15 protein-coding genes are annotated in these 17,230 nt (G+C 47.6%); 9 read left to right on the top strand and 6 right to left on the bottom strand.

The window, feature by feature from the left end; genetic code table 11:
• Both KKE17_10395 and KKE17_10390 read right to left on the bottom strand, forming a co-directional pair.
• Window positions 1-361 (bottom strand): hypothetical protein (locus KKE17_10395; GenBank protein MBU1710401.1); only part of this gene is annotated, 361 nt, incomplete at its 3' end.
• A gap of 1 nt (window position 362) precedes the next feature.
• Window positions 363-1,343, bottom strand: coding sequence for a response regulator (locus KKE17_10390; protein MBU1710400.1), 981 nt, complete (start codon window positions 1,341-1,343; stop codon window positions 363-365).
• Window positions 1,344-1,745: 402 nt separating this feature from the next.
• Between KKE17_10390 and KKE17_10385 the strand changes: the two genes are divergently transcribed.
• The 9 genes from KKE17_10385 (at window position 1,746) to KKE17_10345 (ending at window position 13,240) form a co-directional block, all read left to right on the top strand.
• Complete coding sequence (locus KKE17_10385) at window positions 1,746-3,239, top strand: hypothetical protein (GenBank protein ID MBU1710399.1); 1,494 nt, start codon at window positions 1,746-1,748, stop codon at window positions 3,237-3,239.
• Window positions 3,240-3,355: 116 nt separating this feature from the next.
• Window positions 3,356-4,351, top strand: a complete 996-nt coding sequence (gene rfaE1, locus KKE17_10380) for a D-glycero-beta-D-manno-heptose-7-phosphate kinase (protein ID MBU1710398.1) — start codon at window positions 3,356-3,358, stop codon at window positions 4,349-4,351.
• Complete coding sequence (locus tag KKE17_10375; GenBank protein ID MBU1710397.1) at window positions 4,348-5,232, top strand: YicC family protein; 885 nt, start codon at window positions 4,348-4,350, stop codon at window positions 5,230-5,232. The genes rfaE1 and KKE17_10375 overlap by 4 nt, the downstream gene beginning before the upstream one ends.
• A 78-nt stretch (window positions 5,233-5,310) precedes the next feature.
• Complete coding sequence (locus KKE17_10370) at window positions 5,311-5,580, top strand: DUF370 domain-containing protein (protein MBU1710396.1); 270 nt, start codon at window positions 5,311-5,313, stop codon at window positions 5,578-5,580.
• A complete protein-coding gene (gmk, locus tag KKE17_10365; protein MBU1710395.1) occupies window positions 5,567-6,196 on the top strand; it encodes a guanylate kinase in 630 nt (209 codons plus the stop codon). Before KKE17_10370 ends, gmk begins: the two co-directional genes overlap by 14 nt.
• The gene (rlmB, locus tag KKE17_10360; protein ID MBU1710394.1) at window positions 6,189-7,013 is read left to right on the top strand and encodes a 23S rRNA (guanosine(2251)-2'-O)-methyltransferase RlmB; all 825 of its coding nucleotides are present in this window, start codon (window positions 6,189-6,191) and stop codon (window positions 7,011-7,013) included. Before gmk ends, rlmB begins: the two co-directional genes overlap by 8 nt.
• Window positions 7,014-7,404: 391 nt before the next feature.
• On the top strand, window positions 7,405-10,506 hold the full coding sequence (locus KKE17_10355; protein MBU1710393.1) for a DUF3365 domain-containing protein: 3,102 nt from the start codon (window positions 7,405-7,407) through the stop codon (window positions 10,504-10,506).
• Window positions 10,507-10,644: 138 nt separating this feature from the next.
• Window positions 10,645-10,998, top strand: a complete 354-nt coding sequence (locus KKE17_10350) for an STAS domain-containing protein (GenBank protein ID MBU1710392.1) — start codon at window positions 10,645-10,647, stop codon at window positions 10,996-10,998.
• 82 nt (window positions 10,999-11,080) lie between these two features.
• Window positions 11,081-13,240: a CZB domain-containing protein gene (locus tag KKE17_10345; GenBank protein MBU1710391.1), complete on the top strand. Its 2,160-nt coding sequence runs from the start codon at window positions 11,081-11,083 to the stop codon at window positions 13,238-13,240.
• A 94-nt stretch (window positions 13,241-13,334) separates the two neighbouring features.
• On the opposite strand, the gene rpsA is transcribed toward KKE17_10345, so the two are convergent.
• The 4 genes from rpsA to cobU all read right to left on the bottom strand — a co-directional run bounded on the left by rpsA (window position 13,335) and on the right by cobU (window position 17,038).
• Window positions 13,335-14,510: a 30S ribosomal protein S1 gene (rpsA, locus tag KKE17_10340; protein ID MBU1710390.1), complete on the bottom strand. Its 1,176-nt coding sequence runs from the start codon at window positions 14,508-14,510 to the stop codon at window positions 13,335-13,337.
• A gap of 249 nt (window positions 14,511-14,759) precedes the next feature.
• Window positions 14,760-15,272 carry a YfcE family phosphodiesterase gene (locus KKE17_10335; protein ID MBU1710389.1) on the bottom strand — a complete coding sequence of 171 codons (513 nt, stop codon included), beginning with the start codon at window positions 15,270-15,272 and terminating at the stop codon, window positions 14,760-14,762.
• Window positions 15,273-15,319: 47 nt separating this feature from the next.
• The gene (locus KKE17_10330) at window positions 15,320-16,405 is read right to left on the bottom strand and encodes an aminotransferase class I/II-fold pyridoxal phosphate-dependent enzyme (protein MBU1710388.1); all 1,086 of its coding nucleotides are present in this window, start codon (window positions 16,403-16,405) and stop codon (window positions 15,320-15,322) included.
• 75 nt (window positions 16,406-16,480) lie between these two features.
• Window positions 16,481-17,038, bottom strand: coding sequence for a bifunctional adenosylcobinamide kinase/adenosylcobinamide-phosphate guanylyltransferase (cobU, locus tag KKE17_10325; GenBank protein ID MBU1710387.1), 558 nt, complete (start codon window positions 17,036-17,038; stop codon window positions 16,481-16,483).
• Window positions 17,039-17,230: the final 192 nt, after the last annotated feature.

Genomic DNA, 17,230 nt, shown 5'->3' with positions numbered 1-17,230 from the left:
CAACCGGTATTGATATGGTAAAAACAGTTCCCTTGCCAAGCTCACTCTGGACGATAATCTCGCCGTTATGATTCTTTTTGACGATATCGTAAACAATGCTCAAACCCAGGCCGGTGCCCTTGCCCGCTTCCTTTGTGGCTCTCTCAACGTGCTTGAAAATCCGGGTCAACTCCTCATGCTTGCCGGCAAGTTCCTTCCGGGCCGCGACTAGTTGTTCTCGCTCTTCCCGAAGTTTTTTCACATTGATGGTCGCGGTCACATCATTCATATAAGAAATAGAAAGATCAGGCCTGATGACAATCACCGGATCCTGGATGCTGTTTACAATTGTTTCAAGATTCGCTTGAGGGGTCTTCTTCATTTTATTTCAGTGAAACCGCTTCTTTCCCTATGAGATTACGCACCTTGTCAAGATTTTTAATAAAGATATCAACAAGTTCTGCATCAAACTGCGTGCCCTTTTCAGCCAGCAGAATGTCCACGGCTTTCTCCACCGGTCGCTGATTCCGGTAAGACCTGTTGGTGGTTATCGCGTCAAACACATCCGCCACCGCAACAATCCTTGCCTCCAGAGGAATATCTTTGCCCTTGAGTCCGGCCGGGTACCCTTTGCCGTCATACCGCTCATGATGATAATGAACAATATTGACAATCACCGGATTAAGCTCGGCAAGAGTTACAACGTCGGCGCCCCAGATGGGATGCTTGCGGACCACCTCCCATTCGCGGTCTTCCAGCTTGGAATTGCTGTTCAGTATCGCCTCCTGGACCCCGATTTTACCACAATCATGCAACCAGGCGCCATGTTTGATATATTCCTGAAGCTCCTCGGATAAACCCAAGGCCTCGGAGATGAGCTGCGCAAAGGCTGCCACCCGGTCGCAATGACCGCTGGTATAATTGTCTTTGAGCTCGATAGTCTGGGCAAGGGAGCGAAGCGCCGGGACATCGGCGCGTTTCAAGGATTGGGTAAGCTTATACCGTTCAAGAGCTTCTACCGCGGTCTGGACAAAGGAATCGTTATTCCACGGCTTGACAATGAACTTGAAAATCTCTCCGTCATTAACCGCTGATATGGCGGTCTGCAGATCCACATAACCGGTCATCAGTATCCGCACCGTATCAGGCGAAATATCTCTGACCATGGATAAAAGATGAATACCATGCATGCCCGGCATGATATTGTCTGAAAAGATTACTGCGACAATTTGATCCTGAATAATCTTCAGAGCTTTTTTGGCGTCTTCCGCCTTGAGGATTTCAATATCTGCATCAAGGAACAGGCGATCGATTGCTTTTAGAATCGAGGGATCATCATCGACGAACAGAACTTTTTTATTCATAAAGCCCCTTCAAACCTGATCCTGTTGAATACATCAACCTTTCATGGAATGAAAAATTCATCGGTAGCAACATTGCAGCCGGTCTGTAAACGCTGATTAAACGGCAGATTCTTCACCCTTTCAGAAAAACTTCACACCACACAAATCATACTACAGGAACGAGAAATTATTCAGTAATTTTTTTTGTGGAGTAGGCATCCATTCCCTTGCCGGGCTTGAATCAAAAAGGTATACTCTTAAAAATTCTCACCAATTGTCAGATTTCTTTATGGAAATACAACCCGAAAACGCCATCAACAACGACTCCTCCCATAGTAGATCGTAGAACTGCAAACCCTCTCGCTGATTATTTTTCTGGATACGATGGATTTCATTACCGCTCAACAAAACCGGCTGGCGCTCATGCAGAAACAAAACATTCCGGCAACGCTCGCCCCCAGGCTGCTGTGCAGGGATATTGCCGATACATTTATCGCGGATATTTCTTCAGCAGAAAAATTCGATCTGCGTTTTATCGACCTTCTCTGTGAAATGGCAACTGCAGAAAACCAGGATGTTGCCGAAGCCGCCAACACCGCCATCTACGGCAGGATTATCGAAGGCCTTTGCGATGACTTCAGTGATCGGGGAATCAAGATCTGCAATGAAGTCCTGGCAAGAATACTTTTCTTTGTCGCCTCGTTAAAAGCGTATTCCCAGCTCAATGCCCTTCTTGAAAAACTTGACCTGAACTCCAGAGAAAAAATAATTGCCCGGTACAATCGAATCCGTCGTAACGAGTCCATCCTTGGTGCCTCGGCAAAATCACCCAAAAGAATATTCATCCTTTCCAGAGTCACCATCGGCGCCGATATTGCCATAACCAGCATTATTCTCAAAAGACTTATCCAGACTTTTCCGCAGGCGGAAAAAATTTTAGTCGGGCCGGATCATCTCAGAGAAATTTTTTCAGGATTTCCCAACGTAAGCTTTGCCGAGCCTGAATATAAACGCTACGGCTCTCTTGCGGAAAGAACCTTTGCCTGGTTTGAGGTATACAAGAAAATCAATGACCTGCATCCTCTTGCCGACACCGGAGACACGTTGCTTTTCGACCCGGATTCCCGCTTATCACAATTAGGTCTGCTGCCGCTGGTCAAAGAGGAAAATACCTTCCTTTTCCCTTCACGGGCCACCCCCCGTGAGGGTGAAAATCCTTCACTGGCAGCCTTGACCAACCTATGGCTGGACAAGGTGATCGGCGACCAAGCGCATTGCTTTCCCAGTGTCTCTTTTCAGGAAAAGCATATCACCCACACCACCACTTTTTTCAAGCAATTCTCTCCGGAACTTCTTAAAATTACAATCAATTTCGGAGTAGGCCGGAATGAAGGAAAAAGAATATCGGACAGCTTTGAAGAACAACTGATCTTCTCCCTTCTGCAAAGAAATAACACGATCATAATACTTGATTCCGGCAGCAGTCCTCTGAGCAAGGAACGGGTCTCGAACTTTCTCGCCAGGGCGGCGAAACAATCAATCCCACAGATTTTCATGACTGAATCGGAACTTGCAGAAAAAATTATCCCTTTCACCCACGGAATAATCGGCTTTCGCGGCTCAGTCGGCGCAATCGGCGCCCTGATCAGCGGCTCCGACGGTTTTTTCGGATATGATTCCTGCTGCCAGCACCTTGCAGCAGCACTCGGCATTCCGGCGGTTACCACTTTTGCGGGCATACCCAATGAACGTTTCATGGCCCGCTGGCATCCTGAGGGCGAGCATGCCGCAACCACCGTCATCCCGGTGTTAAAGCCTGAAACCCTGACACCGGAACAAATCTCTGCTCTGGCAGTAAAAACAGCAATAACTTTTCATGAAACGATTAACAAATACCGGCTCGAAGCAAAGGGTTAAAAAAAAATTCATTCCATTGCATGATTTCTGTAAAACGGTCATAAAGAGTCGACTCATCCCCATACCCTGAAGACAGTTCGAACAATGGAGACTTTTCATATAAAAATCACAGGAGCATGTCGTTGACTTCAAAAACACGAACAAAACTTCTTGAGGGGATTTCTTCCTTCAAGAATCAGCGGATACTTGTCATAGGTGACATTATCATTGATCATTTCATCTGGGGATCGGTTTCGAGAATATCTCCCGAGGCGCCGGTGCCGGTTGTCAATGTGACCCGCGAAAATCTTCTGCTGGGCGGCTCGGCCAATGTTCTAAATAATCTCTATGCACTTGGCGGCAGAGGCAGCCTTTGCGGGATTATCGGCACCGATATAATGGGCGATAACCTATTAGGCCTTCTTGATGATCTTTCTTCGCCGATAAACGGCATCATCAGAACCGATGATCGCCCCACGACAAAGAAAACGCGGATCATCGCCCAGAGCCAGCAGGTGGTCCGCTTCGACCGTGAAAAGACCGGCAAGCCCAATGCCGCTGACACGCAGAAATTATGCGCATTCATTGAAGACCATCTTGAGGAATTTGATGCGGTAATTATCTCCGATTACAACAAGGGGATGATCAACGACGAAATCATGACTCAACTCCAGGCCCGGTTAAAAAAATGCCGAAAGCCCATTCCGCTGATTGTCGATCCAAAACCCGGAAGGCCCGAGCTTTTCAAGGATGTAACAATTATCACCCCGAACAACCATGAAGCGGAACTCATGTCCGGTGTCGCCATTGAGGACAATGAAAGCCTCATGCGCGCCGCCGATAATCTCCTCAACACCTTTAATTGCCAGGCCGTGCTCATCACCCGCGGTGAAGCGGGAATGGCGCTCATGGAAAAAGGCAAAGAACTGTTTTCAATCCCCACGGTTGCCAAAGAAGTCTATGATGTCACCGGTGCAGGGGATACGGTAATCGCCACCCTGGCGTTGGGCCTGGCGTCCGGCATGACCTGTGCCGATGCTGCAACCCTGGCAAATTATGCCGCGGGAATAGTGGTCGGCAAGGTCGGCACGGCAACCGCAAGCACCGATGAACTCCTGGAGACCATAAAATGACCCAACCCCTCAGCATGACTTCCTTTGGCCGCGGTGAATGCACGGAAAACGACAGAACATGGACGATTGAGATCCGCTCGGTGAATCATCGCTACAGCGATATCATCATAAAAATTGCCCGTAAATATTCAGGCCTTGAAGAGCGTATCAAAAAACTTATTTCGCAATTTTACTCCAGGGGCAGGATCGAGGTATCTGTCAATTTTTCAGGTGTCCAGACCGACACGGTACATCTTGAGCCGAACATTCAGCTGGCCAGAGAATATTACAACTGCCTTAAAACAATCAAGAATGCCCTGAAACTGACGGGAGAACCGGACCTGAACATGCTTTTCGGATACAAGGACATTATCTCCCCAAGGGATGTCGAGGAGAACCTTGACGAGGTCTGGCAAAACATCAGTAAAGCGCTTACCGATGCCTTGAACGAAGGCATGAAAATGCGTCAGGCAGAAGGAAAATCCCTGAAAGCCGAACTTCTCGGCCTGCTTGGGAGCATCTCCGAAACCGTCGAAGAAATCAATCTTTCCGTTCCCGCCCTGATCGAAAAGAAAGGAATATTGTTCAAGGAACGGCTGGATAATTTGCTCAACGGCATCAACATTGATCCGGCGCGACTGGCCCAGGAAATTGCCATTCTCATTGACAAGACCGATGTCACTGAAGAGATAACCCGTCTCCGGAGCCACATTCAACAGTTCACCCTGTTCATGGATCTGGATGAGCCGGTGGGCAGAAGGCTTGATTTTCTGCTGCAGGAATTCCTCCGCGAGGTCAACACCATCGCCTCGAAAATCAGCGATGCCCCAATGGCGCACAAGACGGTTGATCTTAAAAATAATGTTGAAAAATTACGCGAACAGGTCCAGAACATCGAATAACCCTTGCTTTTGGTGCCCGTAATAACAATAATACTGCAATTATTGTTAAGATAATCAGTTCTCATTCAAGGAAAAGATATGAATACCCGACTCATCAACATTGGCTTTGGAAACGCGGTGGTAGCAAGCAGAGTTCTCGCGGTTGTCAACCCGAAATCCTCTCCCATGAAAAAGTTGCGGGACCGCGCAAAGCAGGAAAAAAAACTCATTGATGTTACCGAAGGCAGAAGAACCAGGTCCATTTTGATCATGGACAGCGATCATGTGATTCTTTCCTCTGTACAACCCGAAACCATTACCATGCGGTTCATGCCCTTGCACGACTCAAGCAGCGATGAAAACGCCTAACCAGGGCAACCTGATCATCATAACTGCACCCTCCGGCACCGGCAAGACCACCCTGCTTAAAAAAACCTTTGCCTCTTTGCCGGAAATTGCCTTTTCGGTGTCTCACACAACCAGGCTGGCGCGCAAAGGCGAAAAAAACGGCACAGACTATTTTTTTATTGATCATGAAACCTTTCTGGCCATGCGCGAGCAAAATGAATTTCTCGAATGGGCTGAGGTACATGGCAATTTCTACGGTACCAGCAGACAGAAGGTACATGAGCAACTGGCCCGCGGGATTGATATTGTCCTGGATATTGATGTCCAGGGCGCGAGCCAGATCACCGCTTCTGAAAAAAACACCATTAGCATCTTTATCGTTCCCCCTTCCTGGGAGGAGCTGGAAAAACGGCTGACAAACCGGGCAAGCGATACTCCCGAGACCATTGCGTTGAGGCTTGCCAATGCCCGACGTGAGATCCTCGAACTGGATAAATTCGATCATGTAATCGTTAATGATTCCCTGGACACTGCCGCTGACATGCTCCGTTTTATAATCATTGCCGAACGGAGCAGAGACAGACGATCTGCAGACGGAAAACCCCTTGATCTCATGAAGCTCAAAAATAATGGCTAGACCCAACAACCGACCGGTTCCAGGAAAACACCAATCCAGAAATGCTGCCGGCCCAAAAAAAACCTCTGCCGATGATCCTTTGGTCTGGGGAATCCATCCGGTGATGGAACTCATCAGCCTGAAATCTTCGGCGGTCAAGGAAATAATTCTTAATGCGCCGCCATCTTCGGAAAAAATCCAGCAAATAGTCAGCCTTGCGGGCCAGCAGAAAATTCCTGTTCTCATCAAAGAGCAATCCGAGCTGTTCACCGAAAACAAGCGAATGAACCATCAGGGGGTGATTGCCCGGATCTGGCCCATGGAAACCCTTTCCCTTGATTCGATAATTCACGAAACCACAAAGCCCCATGCGTCAAAAATACTGCTGGCCCTGGATTCCATCCAGGACCCCCATAATCTCGGGGCCATCATCCGCTCGGCCACTGCCGCCGGGGTGGACGGCATCATCATTCCAAAAGACAGGTCCGCACCGCTTTCCGGCGCCACTGTAAAGGTTTCCGCCGGGGCGATAGTTCACTCCAAGATCTGCCAGGTCACCAATCTTCCCAGCACCCTGCAGATTCTCAAAAAACAGGGCTTCTGGATTTTCGGCGCTGACAAGTCCGACCAGCAGTCGATTTATCAGACCGATTTCTCCGGCCCGGTCTGTCTGGTGATGGGCGGCGAGGAGAAAGGCCTCCGGCCGCTGGTCAAAGAGCAGTGTGATTTTCTGATTACAATCCCCATGGCCGGCCCGGTGGAATCATTAAACGCCTCGGTTGCCACCGCAATAATTCTTTTTGAGATCATCCGGCAGAAATCCGCCCATATTGCATAAACTTTGTGTAATCCGGATTCGTTGCATCCCAGGGAAACGAGCCTGTTCTCCTCGCATTTCAAACCTTTCACGAGTCTCCTCAAAAAAATAGCCCTTCCCGCTATAACCTGCTCCGGCTGAAAGCTGATGGTCATCCTTTTTTTTGCAATCTTTCAAACAAAATTCTCCTTACCCTTAATAGATAGCAATAAAACCACATTGATGCCATGCATCGCAGGAAAGCACCGACAAGGGGTATAAACTTCGACTCCTAACCCCTTGAATACACTTACTGATCATCTACACAGCCCGCCCGAAAAAAAACGCTATTTCAATAAGTAACACTTGTCGTTACTATATAAACAGTATTATCAAATTATCCCGACAAACTATCGACTGAAACGGGGCGCATATGAAGCTCGGCACTAAATTTTTCCTCCTCATTGCAACGGTTATCTTTGTTTTCTCCTCCTTTCTCGCCTACCGCACCTGGTTTCTTTCCCATAAATACGTTGAGGATCTGATCAACGAGGAAATCCATCTTGCTTTGACTTTTGATGTGGCCATCCGAGAATATGTTGAAGATATCATCCGACCCAGAATGACAGAACTGCTCGATTCCGAGGATTTTGAACCGGAAACCATGTCAACTTCTTATATCGCCCGTTCGATATTCAATAATGTCCGAAAGGACTTCCCTGAAATCATCCTGAAATTCTCATCCAATAATCCGCGCAACCCCGTTAACATTGCCGGGCCTGAAGAACAGCAGATGATAAATCATTTCAATAAAAATCCTGATTTGAAACATTGGGCCGGCGGAATCACCTTTAACGACCAGAAGTACCTTGCTCATTACATCCCCCGGATAATGGAAGATTCCTGTCTCCAATGCCATGGAGATCCGGCAGACGCCCCGAACTCATTGGTAAAACGTTACGGCCCTGACGCTTCCTTCCATTTGCCGGTGGGGCAGGTCATGGGCCTTGACACCATAGCGCTGCCAACAAGTAAGATCCACAACCGCCTCTGGAAGGACTTGAACATTAATTTCGCTCTCATCAGTGCAGGGATAGCCGGGCTGTTTCTTTCAATTTTCTTTGTTTTCAAATTTCTGGTTACAGGCCGCCTGACAAAAATAATCGGACATATTGACAGAATGGCAAGCCAGGCGGATTATTCCCAGATCATGCCAATTGAAATCCGTGGCAACGATGAAATAACCCAGCTGGCAGGAAGCTTTAATATTCTTTCCGCAACGCTCCGGAATTACTACACTTCCCTTGAAGAAAGATTACAAGATTACGCGGCGTTAAACGAAGAGCTCACCCTTGAAATCGCCGAACGGAAAAAGGCGGAGAATGCCCTGGGCGAGATACGACATAATCTCGAGCTTAGGGTTGAAGAAAGGACGGATGAACTGGTGTTGGCCTCACTGAAACTCGAAAAAGAAATTCTCGAGCGCGAACTTGCGGAAAAAGCCATCCAGACCTCCCATGCAGAACTTGACCAGATATTCAATACCGCGGCCGACGGTATGCGCATCATCAGCAGAGATTTCGAAATGATGCGCTGGAATAACACCTTTCTGACGGTGACCGGCCTTTCGGATGAGGATCTTATCGGAAAAAAATGCCACGAGGTCTTCCCGGGTTCTGCGTGCGGCACGCCGGAATGCCCGGTAACGCGGATTAAAAATGGTGAAAAGTTCATTGAGGCCGAGGTGGTAAAGGAACGTCTTGACGGCAGCACCATCCCCTGCATCATGGTTGCAAAACCGTTCCTTTCTCCTGATGGCGAGTTCATCGGCATAATTGAAAATTTCAAGGATATTACCGAAAGAAAAAAAGCCGATGACGCCCTTAAAGAAAATGAAGAATACCTGCGAGCGATTATGGCTACCATCCAGACCGGTGTTCTGGTGACAGACTCGAATACCGGGGTGATAACCGATGCAAACCCCTGCGCCTCGGAGATGATCGACAACCCTCTGGAAGAACTCATCGGCAGCAGCTTCGACTCTTATCTCGACATAAACAATCCCTTTGACGGCATCGATAAAATCCATCAGACTTCACAGGACGACTGCATGCTGCGGCCCAAAAAAGGCAAGCCGATTCATGTCAGACGCTCCGTCGCGTCCGTCGATATCAAGGGAAACCAATACCTTGTCCAGAGCCTGCTGAACATAACGGATATCAAGCGTCTGCTCAAACAGCAGGAAATCAACATCATCCTTGCCAGAAAAATCCTTGGGCTGGTGAATGGCCTGCCTCCCAGCCTTATTGAAATCAATGATGATCTGGCGCTTTATGTTGAAGCAACATCCGTTTCCTGCAATTCCGAGGGCGGCGATCATTATTTCGTCCGAAACCTGCCGCCGACCACAAATCATCAAGCGGGAAGGACAATGCTGTCGGTCAAAGATCAATCCGGACATGCGGTAAACTGTATTCTGCGAAGCATTATCTCCGATTTGACTCACAATGCTCTCATTCAACAAAACCAGGGACGCCCCCTTGAGGAAATAGTATCCGAGCTGAATGATTCAATCTGCAATTCCAATTGTTTCAACGAAGATGATTTTTTTACGTCCATCACCGGAGAAATCGATCATGAAAAACTCCTGCTGCGCTTTGTTTCCACGGGGCATCCGCCTTTTATCCTGATCCGCCGGAATCAAGTTCTGCTGATTGCCTCCTCCGGCGAATCAGGAACAAACCTGCCGGTGGCAGTGCAAAGCGGTATGTTGTTCACTGCGGGTGAATTGCAGCTTGAGGAAGAAGACAAGCTCATTTTCTATACTGACGGCCTTCTTGACATGCCGTACAGAAAATCTCGTAAAACCTTGAAACCTGCTGATCTTGCACAGATTATCGCGGAAGACCTTTCACCGGATGAACAGCATAGGGTGTCTGATATCATTGATCGAACCCTTACAAAAATCGCCGAGCAAAGCAACGAGGAGCTGATTCCATACAAAAAAAACACTTCGGACGACGATATTACCATCCTTGGACTTGAGGTAGAAAATCAAAAATGCTACAATGTGGCAGTTTGGCGCCCGAAGGACTTATCGGAAATAGATCTACATATCAGTACATTGCTCGATAATATTCGACAAAACCTTAACGAACAGGGATTTGATTCACAGCAACTGGCAAATATCCGCATTTCTTTAACCGAGGCTGTAATGAATGCCTGGAAACACGGCAATAAAAAAAATCCAGACAAGCTCGTTACTGTTCGTTGGAGATTTGCCAACCACTTTGTCATTGAAATTATTGACGAGGGACAAGGTTTTGACCATCATGCCATTCCGGACCCCACATCCTACAAAAATATCACCAGAGAATCAGGACGGGGGGTTTACATGATCCGCAATCACAGCACATTTGCCTGTTGGAAAGATAATGGCAGGCATGTTTTCTTGTCCTTTAAAAAACATGTCTCCCCTGAAGAACGGAAGCAAAGAGAAATTATCAACAAACTCATGAACCTCTGGACATTTTAATAAAAACAGGGGATGGATTACTTAAATAAACAAACAGGGTCTTTTCTATAAAACTGAAGGCAACTTATATACAAAAACGGCGGTAATTGTTTATCGCCTCATAGAAAACAAAAAAGCTTCGGGCGTATTCAACGTATCATGCTCCCCCCGCTTAAAGATCCACAAAAAACCGGAGATATAATTATGGATATAACTGTTAACCAGGAAGGTAAAACAATAACGATTAAAGTAAACGGCGACATTGACGAAAACGGTGCCGAAATGCTCAAAGCGCAATTCGGCAGACTGAATCTGACAACCATCAAGGACGTAATAATCGACTTCAGTAATGTGCATTATATCGGCAGTTCAGGCATCGGCAAACTCCTGCTGTTTTATAAGAACATTGCAGTTAACGGCGGCTCCATCACTATAGTGAATACACAAGATACGGTTTATAGCCTGTTCCAGGAACTGAAATTGAATTCCATTCTGACGATCCAGAGGGTTTGAACTGCCTGAGATTTCAGTATCTGGGCATTTCGTTAAAATACGGGGAAAGACTTTAATTGGTAACATTCTCAGGGGGAAAGTCATGCAACTCTTAAGCAAACTGCATCAGGTTACAATCGGTAAAAAAATTGCCGGCGGCTTTACTGCGGTGCTCGTTCTTCTGGCGCTGATCGGGTTGGTGAGCATTCAAGGTGTTGATTCTCTCATTACTAATGCCCGCAAGGTTATTGACGGCAACCAACTTGATGGCGTTCTGGCCCAGAAAGAGGTCGACCATCTCAATTGGGCAAACAAAGTAAATGCCCTGCTCACCGATGATTCTGTCACCACCCTTGAAGTTGAAGTAGATGATCATAAATGCGGTTTTGGCAAATGGCTTTACGGACAAGGCCGCAAAGATGCAGAAACCCTGGTCCCGTCCCTTGCCGGATCCCTCAAGCAAATAGAAACACCCCATCGCGAACTTCATGAATCTGCAATTGCTGTCGGCGAAAAATTTCGCCAGGTCGACCTTACCCTGGGAGATTTTCTCCGTGAGAAAAAAATTGACCACCTGGAATGGATCAATCGTGTCAAGGATGTTCTCATTGACCAGTCTTCAGACATGCTGGAACTCATGGATAAGCTTTCTGCCGTACAAACTGACCATACCAAGTGCGGATTGGGCAAATGGCTCTATTCCCCCCAGGTGGCCGAACTGAAATCTCACGAACCTGAATTTTCCAATATAATTAGTAAAATCGAAGAGCCACACCAAAAACTCCATGAAAGCGCCGTAGTCATTTCAGATTTCCTCATGATGGACGACCGCAACGGTTCCCAGGAATACTTTGCAAAAAACACCAGAAATTTTGCCGCAAGGGTATTAAGCGTCATCGACCAGACCCTTGACTGGCAGGCGGAACGAGTCAAAGGGATGCAGGAAGCAAATCTCGTTTACTCCACCCGGACCATTCCCGCCCTTGCTGAAATTCAGGGGCAACTCAAGGGTATCCGCGCGGAAGCACGAAGTAAGATCATGACCGATGAGAAACTCTTAAGTTCAGCCAGGAAGACAAAGATCAACATCACCATAATGGGTGGAATTGCCGTAATAGTCGGGGCGTTCCTGTCTTTTATCATCATTCGTGGGATAACCAAGTTGCTCGGGATGATCACCAACGGCCTGGAAGATTGCGCAACCCATGTGGCGCTCGCGGCAAGAGAAATCTCCGTTGCCAGTAACACCCTTTCGGATAAGGCTTCGGAACAGGCAGCTAACATGGAAGAAACATCAACCTCTTTAGAGGAAATGACTTCCATGAGCAAGCAGACTTCCGATCTCACCTTCGGCTCTGAAAAACTCATGAATGAAAACATCGAAAAAACCGCACAATCCCTGCTGGCACTCGTTGAATTAACCAGAACCATGTCACAGATCGAAAAGGACAGCGACCAGATAAAGAAAATTATCCAGACCATCGACGCCATTGCCTTCCAGACAAACCTGCTTGCTCTGAACGCTGCAGTTGAGGCGGCCCGGGCCGGGGAAGCCGGGGCAGGATTTGCCGTGGTTGCCGACGAAGTGAAAAATCTTGCCAAGCGCACCTCAGCTGCGGCAAAAGATACCCAGAACCTCCTGGACGGCACAGTCAGTCGCGTCAAGAAAAGCGCAGAATCCCTCAAGGGCATCAACAGCGATTTCGATGGAATCGTCGAATCGGCAACCCAGATGGGAGAAAAAACCGCAGCCATCACCCAGGCAAGCCTGGAAATTACCAAGGGTATCGAGCAGATTTCAACAGCCGCGGTTGAAACAGACCAGGCAACCCAGATGGTCGCCTCAACCGCCCAGGAATCGGCGGCCACTGCGGCGGAATTAACCGCCCAGACCGAAGACATGAATCTGATGGTTGCTGAGCTTCGCAAAGCCGTTTATGGAAACGCATCGGTGCAACAGGCAACTAAAGACAATAGCGTCATCTGCTGGGAAATGAAAAATTGTCCGGATGACAGAAGAAACAAGTGCCCGGCACATCCCAGTCACGGCGACAGTTGCTGGACGGTTACCGGGACTTTCTGTGGAGGACAAAAACAGGGTTCCTACCGAGAAAAAATGGACAATTGCCGGAAATGCGATGTGTATATCACCGCAACGGACCCCGACAATTATTCATTAAAAACCTATACGCCTCAGGCCAGGCTTCCCAACAAAAAAGCCATGCCTCTGGCAGAAAGCGACGATATATTCGAAGATTTTTGATTAAGCCCGCATTTCTCACGAACATTTCAGCATTACAATGTTTCACCTGGAAAAACGGCTGAAATGTTCGCCTATGGCAAGCTATACTGGCGCTTTATTTATTGCTGTCGAGCTTGGCCTTCAACAGGTCCCCGAGGGTTCCCATTGATTTGGGAGGTTCTGTGGTGGACTGCTTAATATAGTTACCGTATTCCTTCTCTGCTTTTTTCTCGTCAGTTTCTTCCCGGGCCACACCTTCAAGCGCCAGGGAAATTCTTCTGTTTTCAAGGTCAATACTTTCGACGCGGACATCGATCACCTGCCCGGTTTCAAGCACTTCACGGGGATGATTGATTTTTCTGCCGCCACCGAGCTTTGAAATATGCACCAGCCCGTCAACCCCTGGCTCCAAGGTCACGAAGGCACCGAAATTTGTGAGCCGTGCAACAGTACCGGCATGGGTTGTCCCTTCAGGATATTTCCCTGAGGCCGCATCAAAGGGGTCCGGCAAGGATTCCTTAAGGCTGAACGAAAACTTGTCGTTTTCCCAGTCCAGATTCATCACCGTGACCTTTACCTCCTGGCCCGCATGCACCGCGCCATGAATATCCTCAACCCTGCCCCAGCCGATTTCCGATACCGGAATAAGCCCCTCTATGCCGCCGATATCCACAAAAGCACCGAAATCCCGCACCGAGGTAATAGTTCCGGAGACCACATCACCGGGCTTGATAACCTTCCGCAACTCTTCTTTTTTCAATCGACGCTCTTCTTCGAGAAGCACCCGGCGGGAAACAATGATATTTCTGCCCTTTTCTTTATACTCACTTATCCGGAACAGAAACTTTTCGCCGATATAGTCATCGCTTTTTTCAACACGTCTTGTATCCATTTGCGAAAATGGACAAAAAGCTCTGGTGCTGCCGGCGATGGTCACCTGAAAACCACCTTTGATTTCCTTTTCAACATAGCCTTCAACCGGAATTCTATTGTGAAATATATCCTCAAGATGGGCCTGGGCTGCAAGCCCGCCCATTTTGGAGGTAAAAAGCATTTCATTCTTCCTGGATGATAAAAAATATGCCTCAATTACATCTCCTTCTTTGATCGAAATATTCCCATCTTTGTCAAGAAGTTCACTCACGGCCAGACTGCCTTCGCTCTTGCCACCGACATCGATAAATACCCAGTCCTTGGCAATCCTGACAATTTCCGCTTCTACCTTCTGCCCCGGCTCAAGGGGTTTTTCCTCGCCCAGGTTTTTTTCGAGCAGATCCGCAAAGCTTTCCATGCCGGAATCGGAATCTGTGGGAGATGTTTCGCCATTTTCAAATTTTTTGTCCTGCATCAATTTAATCCTCTGATCATTCAATAAACTTTAGTCAACCACCGATGGAATTGCAGATAATTTGTCATATCAACAGACTCAGCACCCATCGAATAACTCCCTGTCAGATATCTTTTAAGCCAAAGCAATTTCTTTCTGCATGATATACCCGTAAAAAATGATTTCTCAAACTGGAAAAAATATTCAATCCGCTTAACATCCTTCAATCTGCAAGCCGATATCAACCCGCTCAACTTCCATTGAGGAACAGGCAAGAATTCCGAATCCCGGCTGCCCATCCTTGCCCAGCAGCTCGCCAGGGTTGATCAATAGCGTCTTGCCGATTTTTTCAACATGATATCGATGATTATGTCCGCAGCAGACCGCATCAAACATACCCTGTGAAGCAAGCCCCCTGGCCATTTCCGGATAATGAGTAAATGCAATCTTTCTGCCGCCCGCTTCCACGGCGCCAAGCACGCCGTGATGGGTAACTGAAGGGAAGCGTACTCCACACCAGGATGAAATCAGATGCTGATCCCCTGCATTATTACCGTATATCAAATGAACCGCGCCACCGAATCGGGCAAGCTCATCGAGCATGAACGGCGAAATCAGATCTCCGCAGTGAATGATCATCCGCACCCCATATGAATTACAAAAAGTTACCGCAGCCCGCAGGTTCAATATATGATCATGGGTGTCTGATAGTATTGCAATCTTCATTAATAATTCCTTAATTATTTTTCGACAAACTTCACGAGTTACAGCTGTTATCTGTTTCCCAGTATTTCCTGCAGGGCGTTCCTGCAGACCTTATTGTTCTCCTGATCTTTTAACGAGACGCGAAAATACCTGTGGTCAAGTCCGGTGAAATTATCGCAGTTTCTGATCATTATCTTTTTATCCAGCATTCTTTCCCGCAGGACAGATGCGGAAATCGGGCCGTTCAAACGGCTCAGAATAAAATTTGCCGCCCCGGGAACCACCTCAATATCCGGCAGGACAGATAACCCTTCAACAAAAATCTTGACCTCCGAGGCTATGAATCGCTGCACATCCTGGATATACTCATCGGCTTTCTGCAAAAGAAATTCCCCGGCAATCTGCGCCATCCTGTTCACTTCCCAAGGCTTTCGGCGGTTCATCATCGCCGGGGCATTGGTCTCGGAAGTTATGAGAAATCCCAGACGCAGTCCGGGCATTCCATAAATTTTAGAAAATGAACGAAGCAGTAACAGATTATCCGGCACTGAAAATTTCAACAATGACGGCTCACTGGTGAAGGGCAGATATGACTCGTCCACCACAAACATTGTGTCGGGATGGCTGCTGATACATTCATGAAGTTGTGCCGAGGCGGTGAGTACGCCGGTGGGATTATTGGGGTTGCAGAGAAATACCAATTCTCCCCCGGTAAGACTTTTACGTAAACGCCCAAGATCGAGGACAAAATTCTCTTCCGGTTTCAGATCAAAGCGGATTGTTTGCACTCCGGCCCATTTACAGGCCAGCAGATAATCCGAATAGGTAGGATTTACAATCACTGCTTTTTTGCTTTGAAATGCCGCGGGAATCGCAAAAATGAACTCGGTGGTGCCGCTTCCGGCAAAGACTCTGCAGCCATTAAGTCCATATTTTTCGTCAAAAAACCTGCACAGCGTTTCGCTGCCGATCTCCGGAAGAAAGGCGATTTCATCAAGCCTGTCGATAAGCGCCTCTCTGAGTCCAGGCGCCATTCCGAACGGTGTGAGGTTACTGCTCATATCAATTAATTCATCAATTCTGCAACCCAGTTGCCGTGCAGTTGCAATTATGTCCCCGCCATGGGAGGTGATTGTTTTAGTCGCTGAATTCATTTCAGATGTTTATATGTGTCGAGTTTAAGGTTTTAAAAAATGATATACGTTTTATGAAAATTTATCAGCTTCTGACTACTTGAGTCTGAATCCTGTATCCGGTCCCTTAAGAGTCAGGGGGAGACCTGCTGCCATGAAAATCACCTGTGAGCAGACTTGCGCAACCTGCTGATTCGTCCAACCGGCAAGATCACGGAATCGCCTTCCCATGGGAGACTCCGGCACGATTCCCAGGCCGACTTCATTGGCTACCAGGACAATTGAACTGGTTATCAAACCCATTGCCGCAACCAATGATGAAACTTTACCCTCAATTTCATTATCAGTAAGCCCGCCAAGCATCAGATTTGTAATCCAGAGCGTGAGGCAATCTACAAGAAACACATCGGTTTTTGTATCATTATTTATAATAGAATCCACAATGTTCACCGGCTCTTCCAGGGTTGTCCAGCCCCCCTGTCTACTCTGACGGTGCAGGGCGACCCGATGCGCCATTTCAGCTTCATCGCGCACTTCAAGAGTGGCAAGAAAAATCCTTCGTTCAAAATGCTCCCGCACCCATTGTTCGGCAAAACGACTCTTGCCGCTCCTGCAACCGCCCAGAACAAACAATTGCTTCTTTTCTTCAACCATCAGTTTTATCCCGTATTTCTCACGAGTCGAGACAGCTACAGATACAAGAAACAGGGAGTTTAGATCTACTTCTGGTATGCTGAACTCCCTGCGACACAGGAGATGTGGCTGGTTCGTCTCGCCCTTGGCCAATAAGTGGCATGCTTAAGAAATTATTATCTTATAATACTGTGTTCTATCGAACAAAATATG

This window comes from Pseudomonadota bacterium (assembly GCA_018823135.1).
In the GTDB taxonomy this organism is placed as follows: Bacteria; Desulfobacterota; Desulfobulbia; order Desulfobulbales; family CALZHT01; genus JAHJJF01.
The sequence above is the reverse complement of the archived record's forward strand: the minus strand, read 5'-3'. Positions and strand labels throughout refer to the sequence as shown.

Bases quoted from the DNA above. Each gene is read 5' to 3' on its own strand.
- gmk (MBU1710395.1), top strand. From the start codon at position 5,567: ATGAAAACGCCTAACCAGGGCAACCTGATCATCATAACTGCACCCTCC.
- KKE17_10330 (MBU1710388.1), bottom strand. From the start codon at position 16,405: ATGAATTCAGCGACTAAAACAATCACCTCCCATGGCGGGGACATAATT.
- rfaE1 (MBU1710398.1), top strand. From the start codon at position 3,356: ATGTCGTTGACTTCAAAAACACGAACAAAACTTCTTGAGGGGATTTCT.
- KKE17_10335 (MBU1710389.1), bottom strand. From the start codon at position 15,272: ATGAAGATTGCAATACTATCAGACACCCATGATCATATATTGAACCTG.
- KKE17_10385 (MBU1710399.1), top strand. From the start codon at position 1,746: ATGCAGAAACAAAACATTCCGGCAACGCTCGCCCCCAGGCTGCTGTGC.
- KKE17_10375 (MBU1710397.1), top strand. From the start codon at position 4,348: ATGACCCAACCCCTCAGCATGACTTCCTTTGGCCGCGGTGAATGCACG.
- rlmB (MBU1710394.1), top strand. From the start codon at position 6,189: ATGGCTAGACCCAACAACCGACCGGTTCCAGGAAAACACCAATCCAGA.
- cobU (MBU1710387.1), bottom strand. From the start codon at position 17,038: ATGGTTGAAGAAAAGAAGCAATTGTTTGTTCTGGGCGGTTGCAGGAGC.
- KKE17_10345 (MBU1710391.1), top strand. From the start codon at position 11,081: ATGCAACTCTTAAGCAAACTGCATCAGGTTACAATCGGTAAAAAAATT.
- KKE17_10370 (MBU1710396.1), top strand. From the start codon at position 5,311: ATGAATACCCGACTCATCAACATTGGCTTTGGAAACGCGGTGGTAGCA.
- KKE17_10350 (MBU1710392.1), top strand. From the start codon at position 10,645: ATGCTCCCCCCGCTTAAAGATCCACAAAAAACCGGAGATATAATTATG.
- KKE17_10355 (MBU1710393.1), top strand. From the start codon at position 7,405: ATGAAGCTCGGCACTAAATTTTTCCTCCTCATTGCAACGGTTATCTTT.
- KKE17_10390 (MBU1710400.1), bottom strand. From the start codon at position 1,343: ATGAATAAAAAAGTTCTGTTCGTCGATGATGATCCCTCGATTCTAAAA.
- rpsA (MBU1710390.1), bottom strand. From the start codon at position 14,510: ATGGAAAGCTTTGCGGATCTGCTCGAAAAAAACCTGGGCGAGGAAAAA.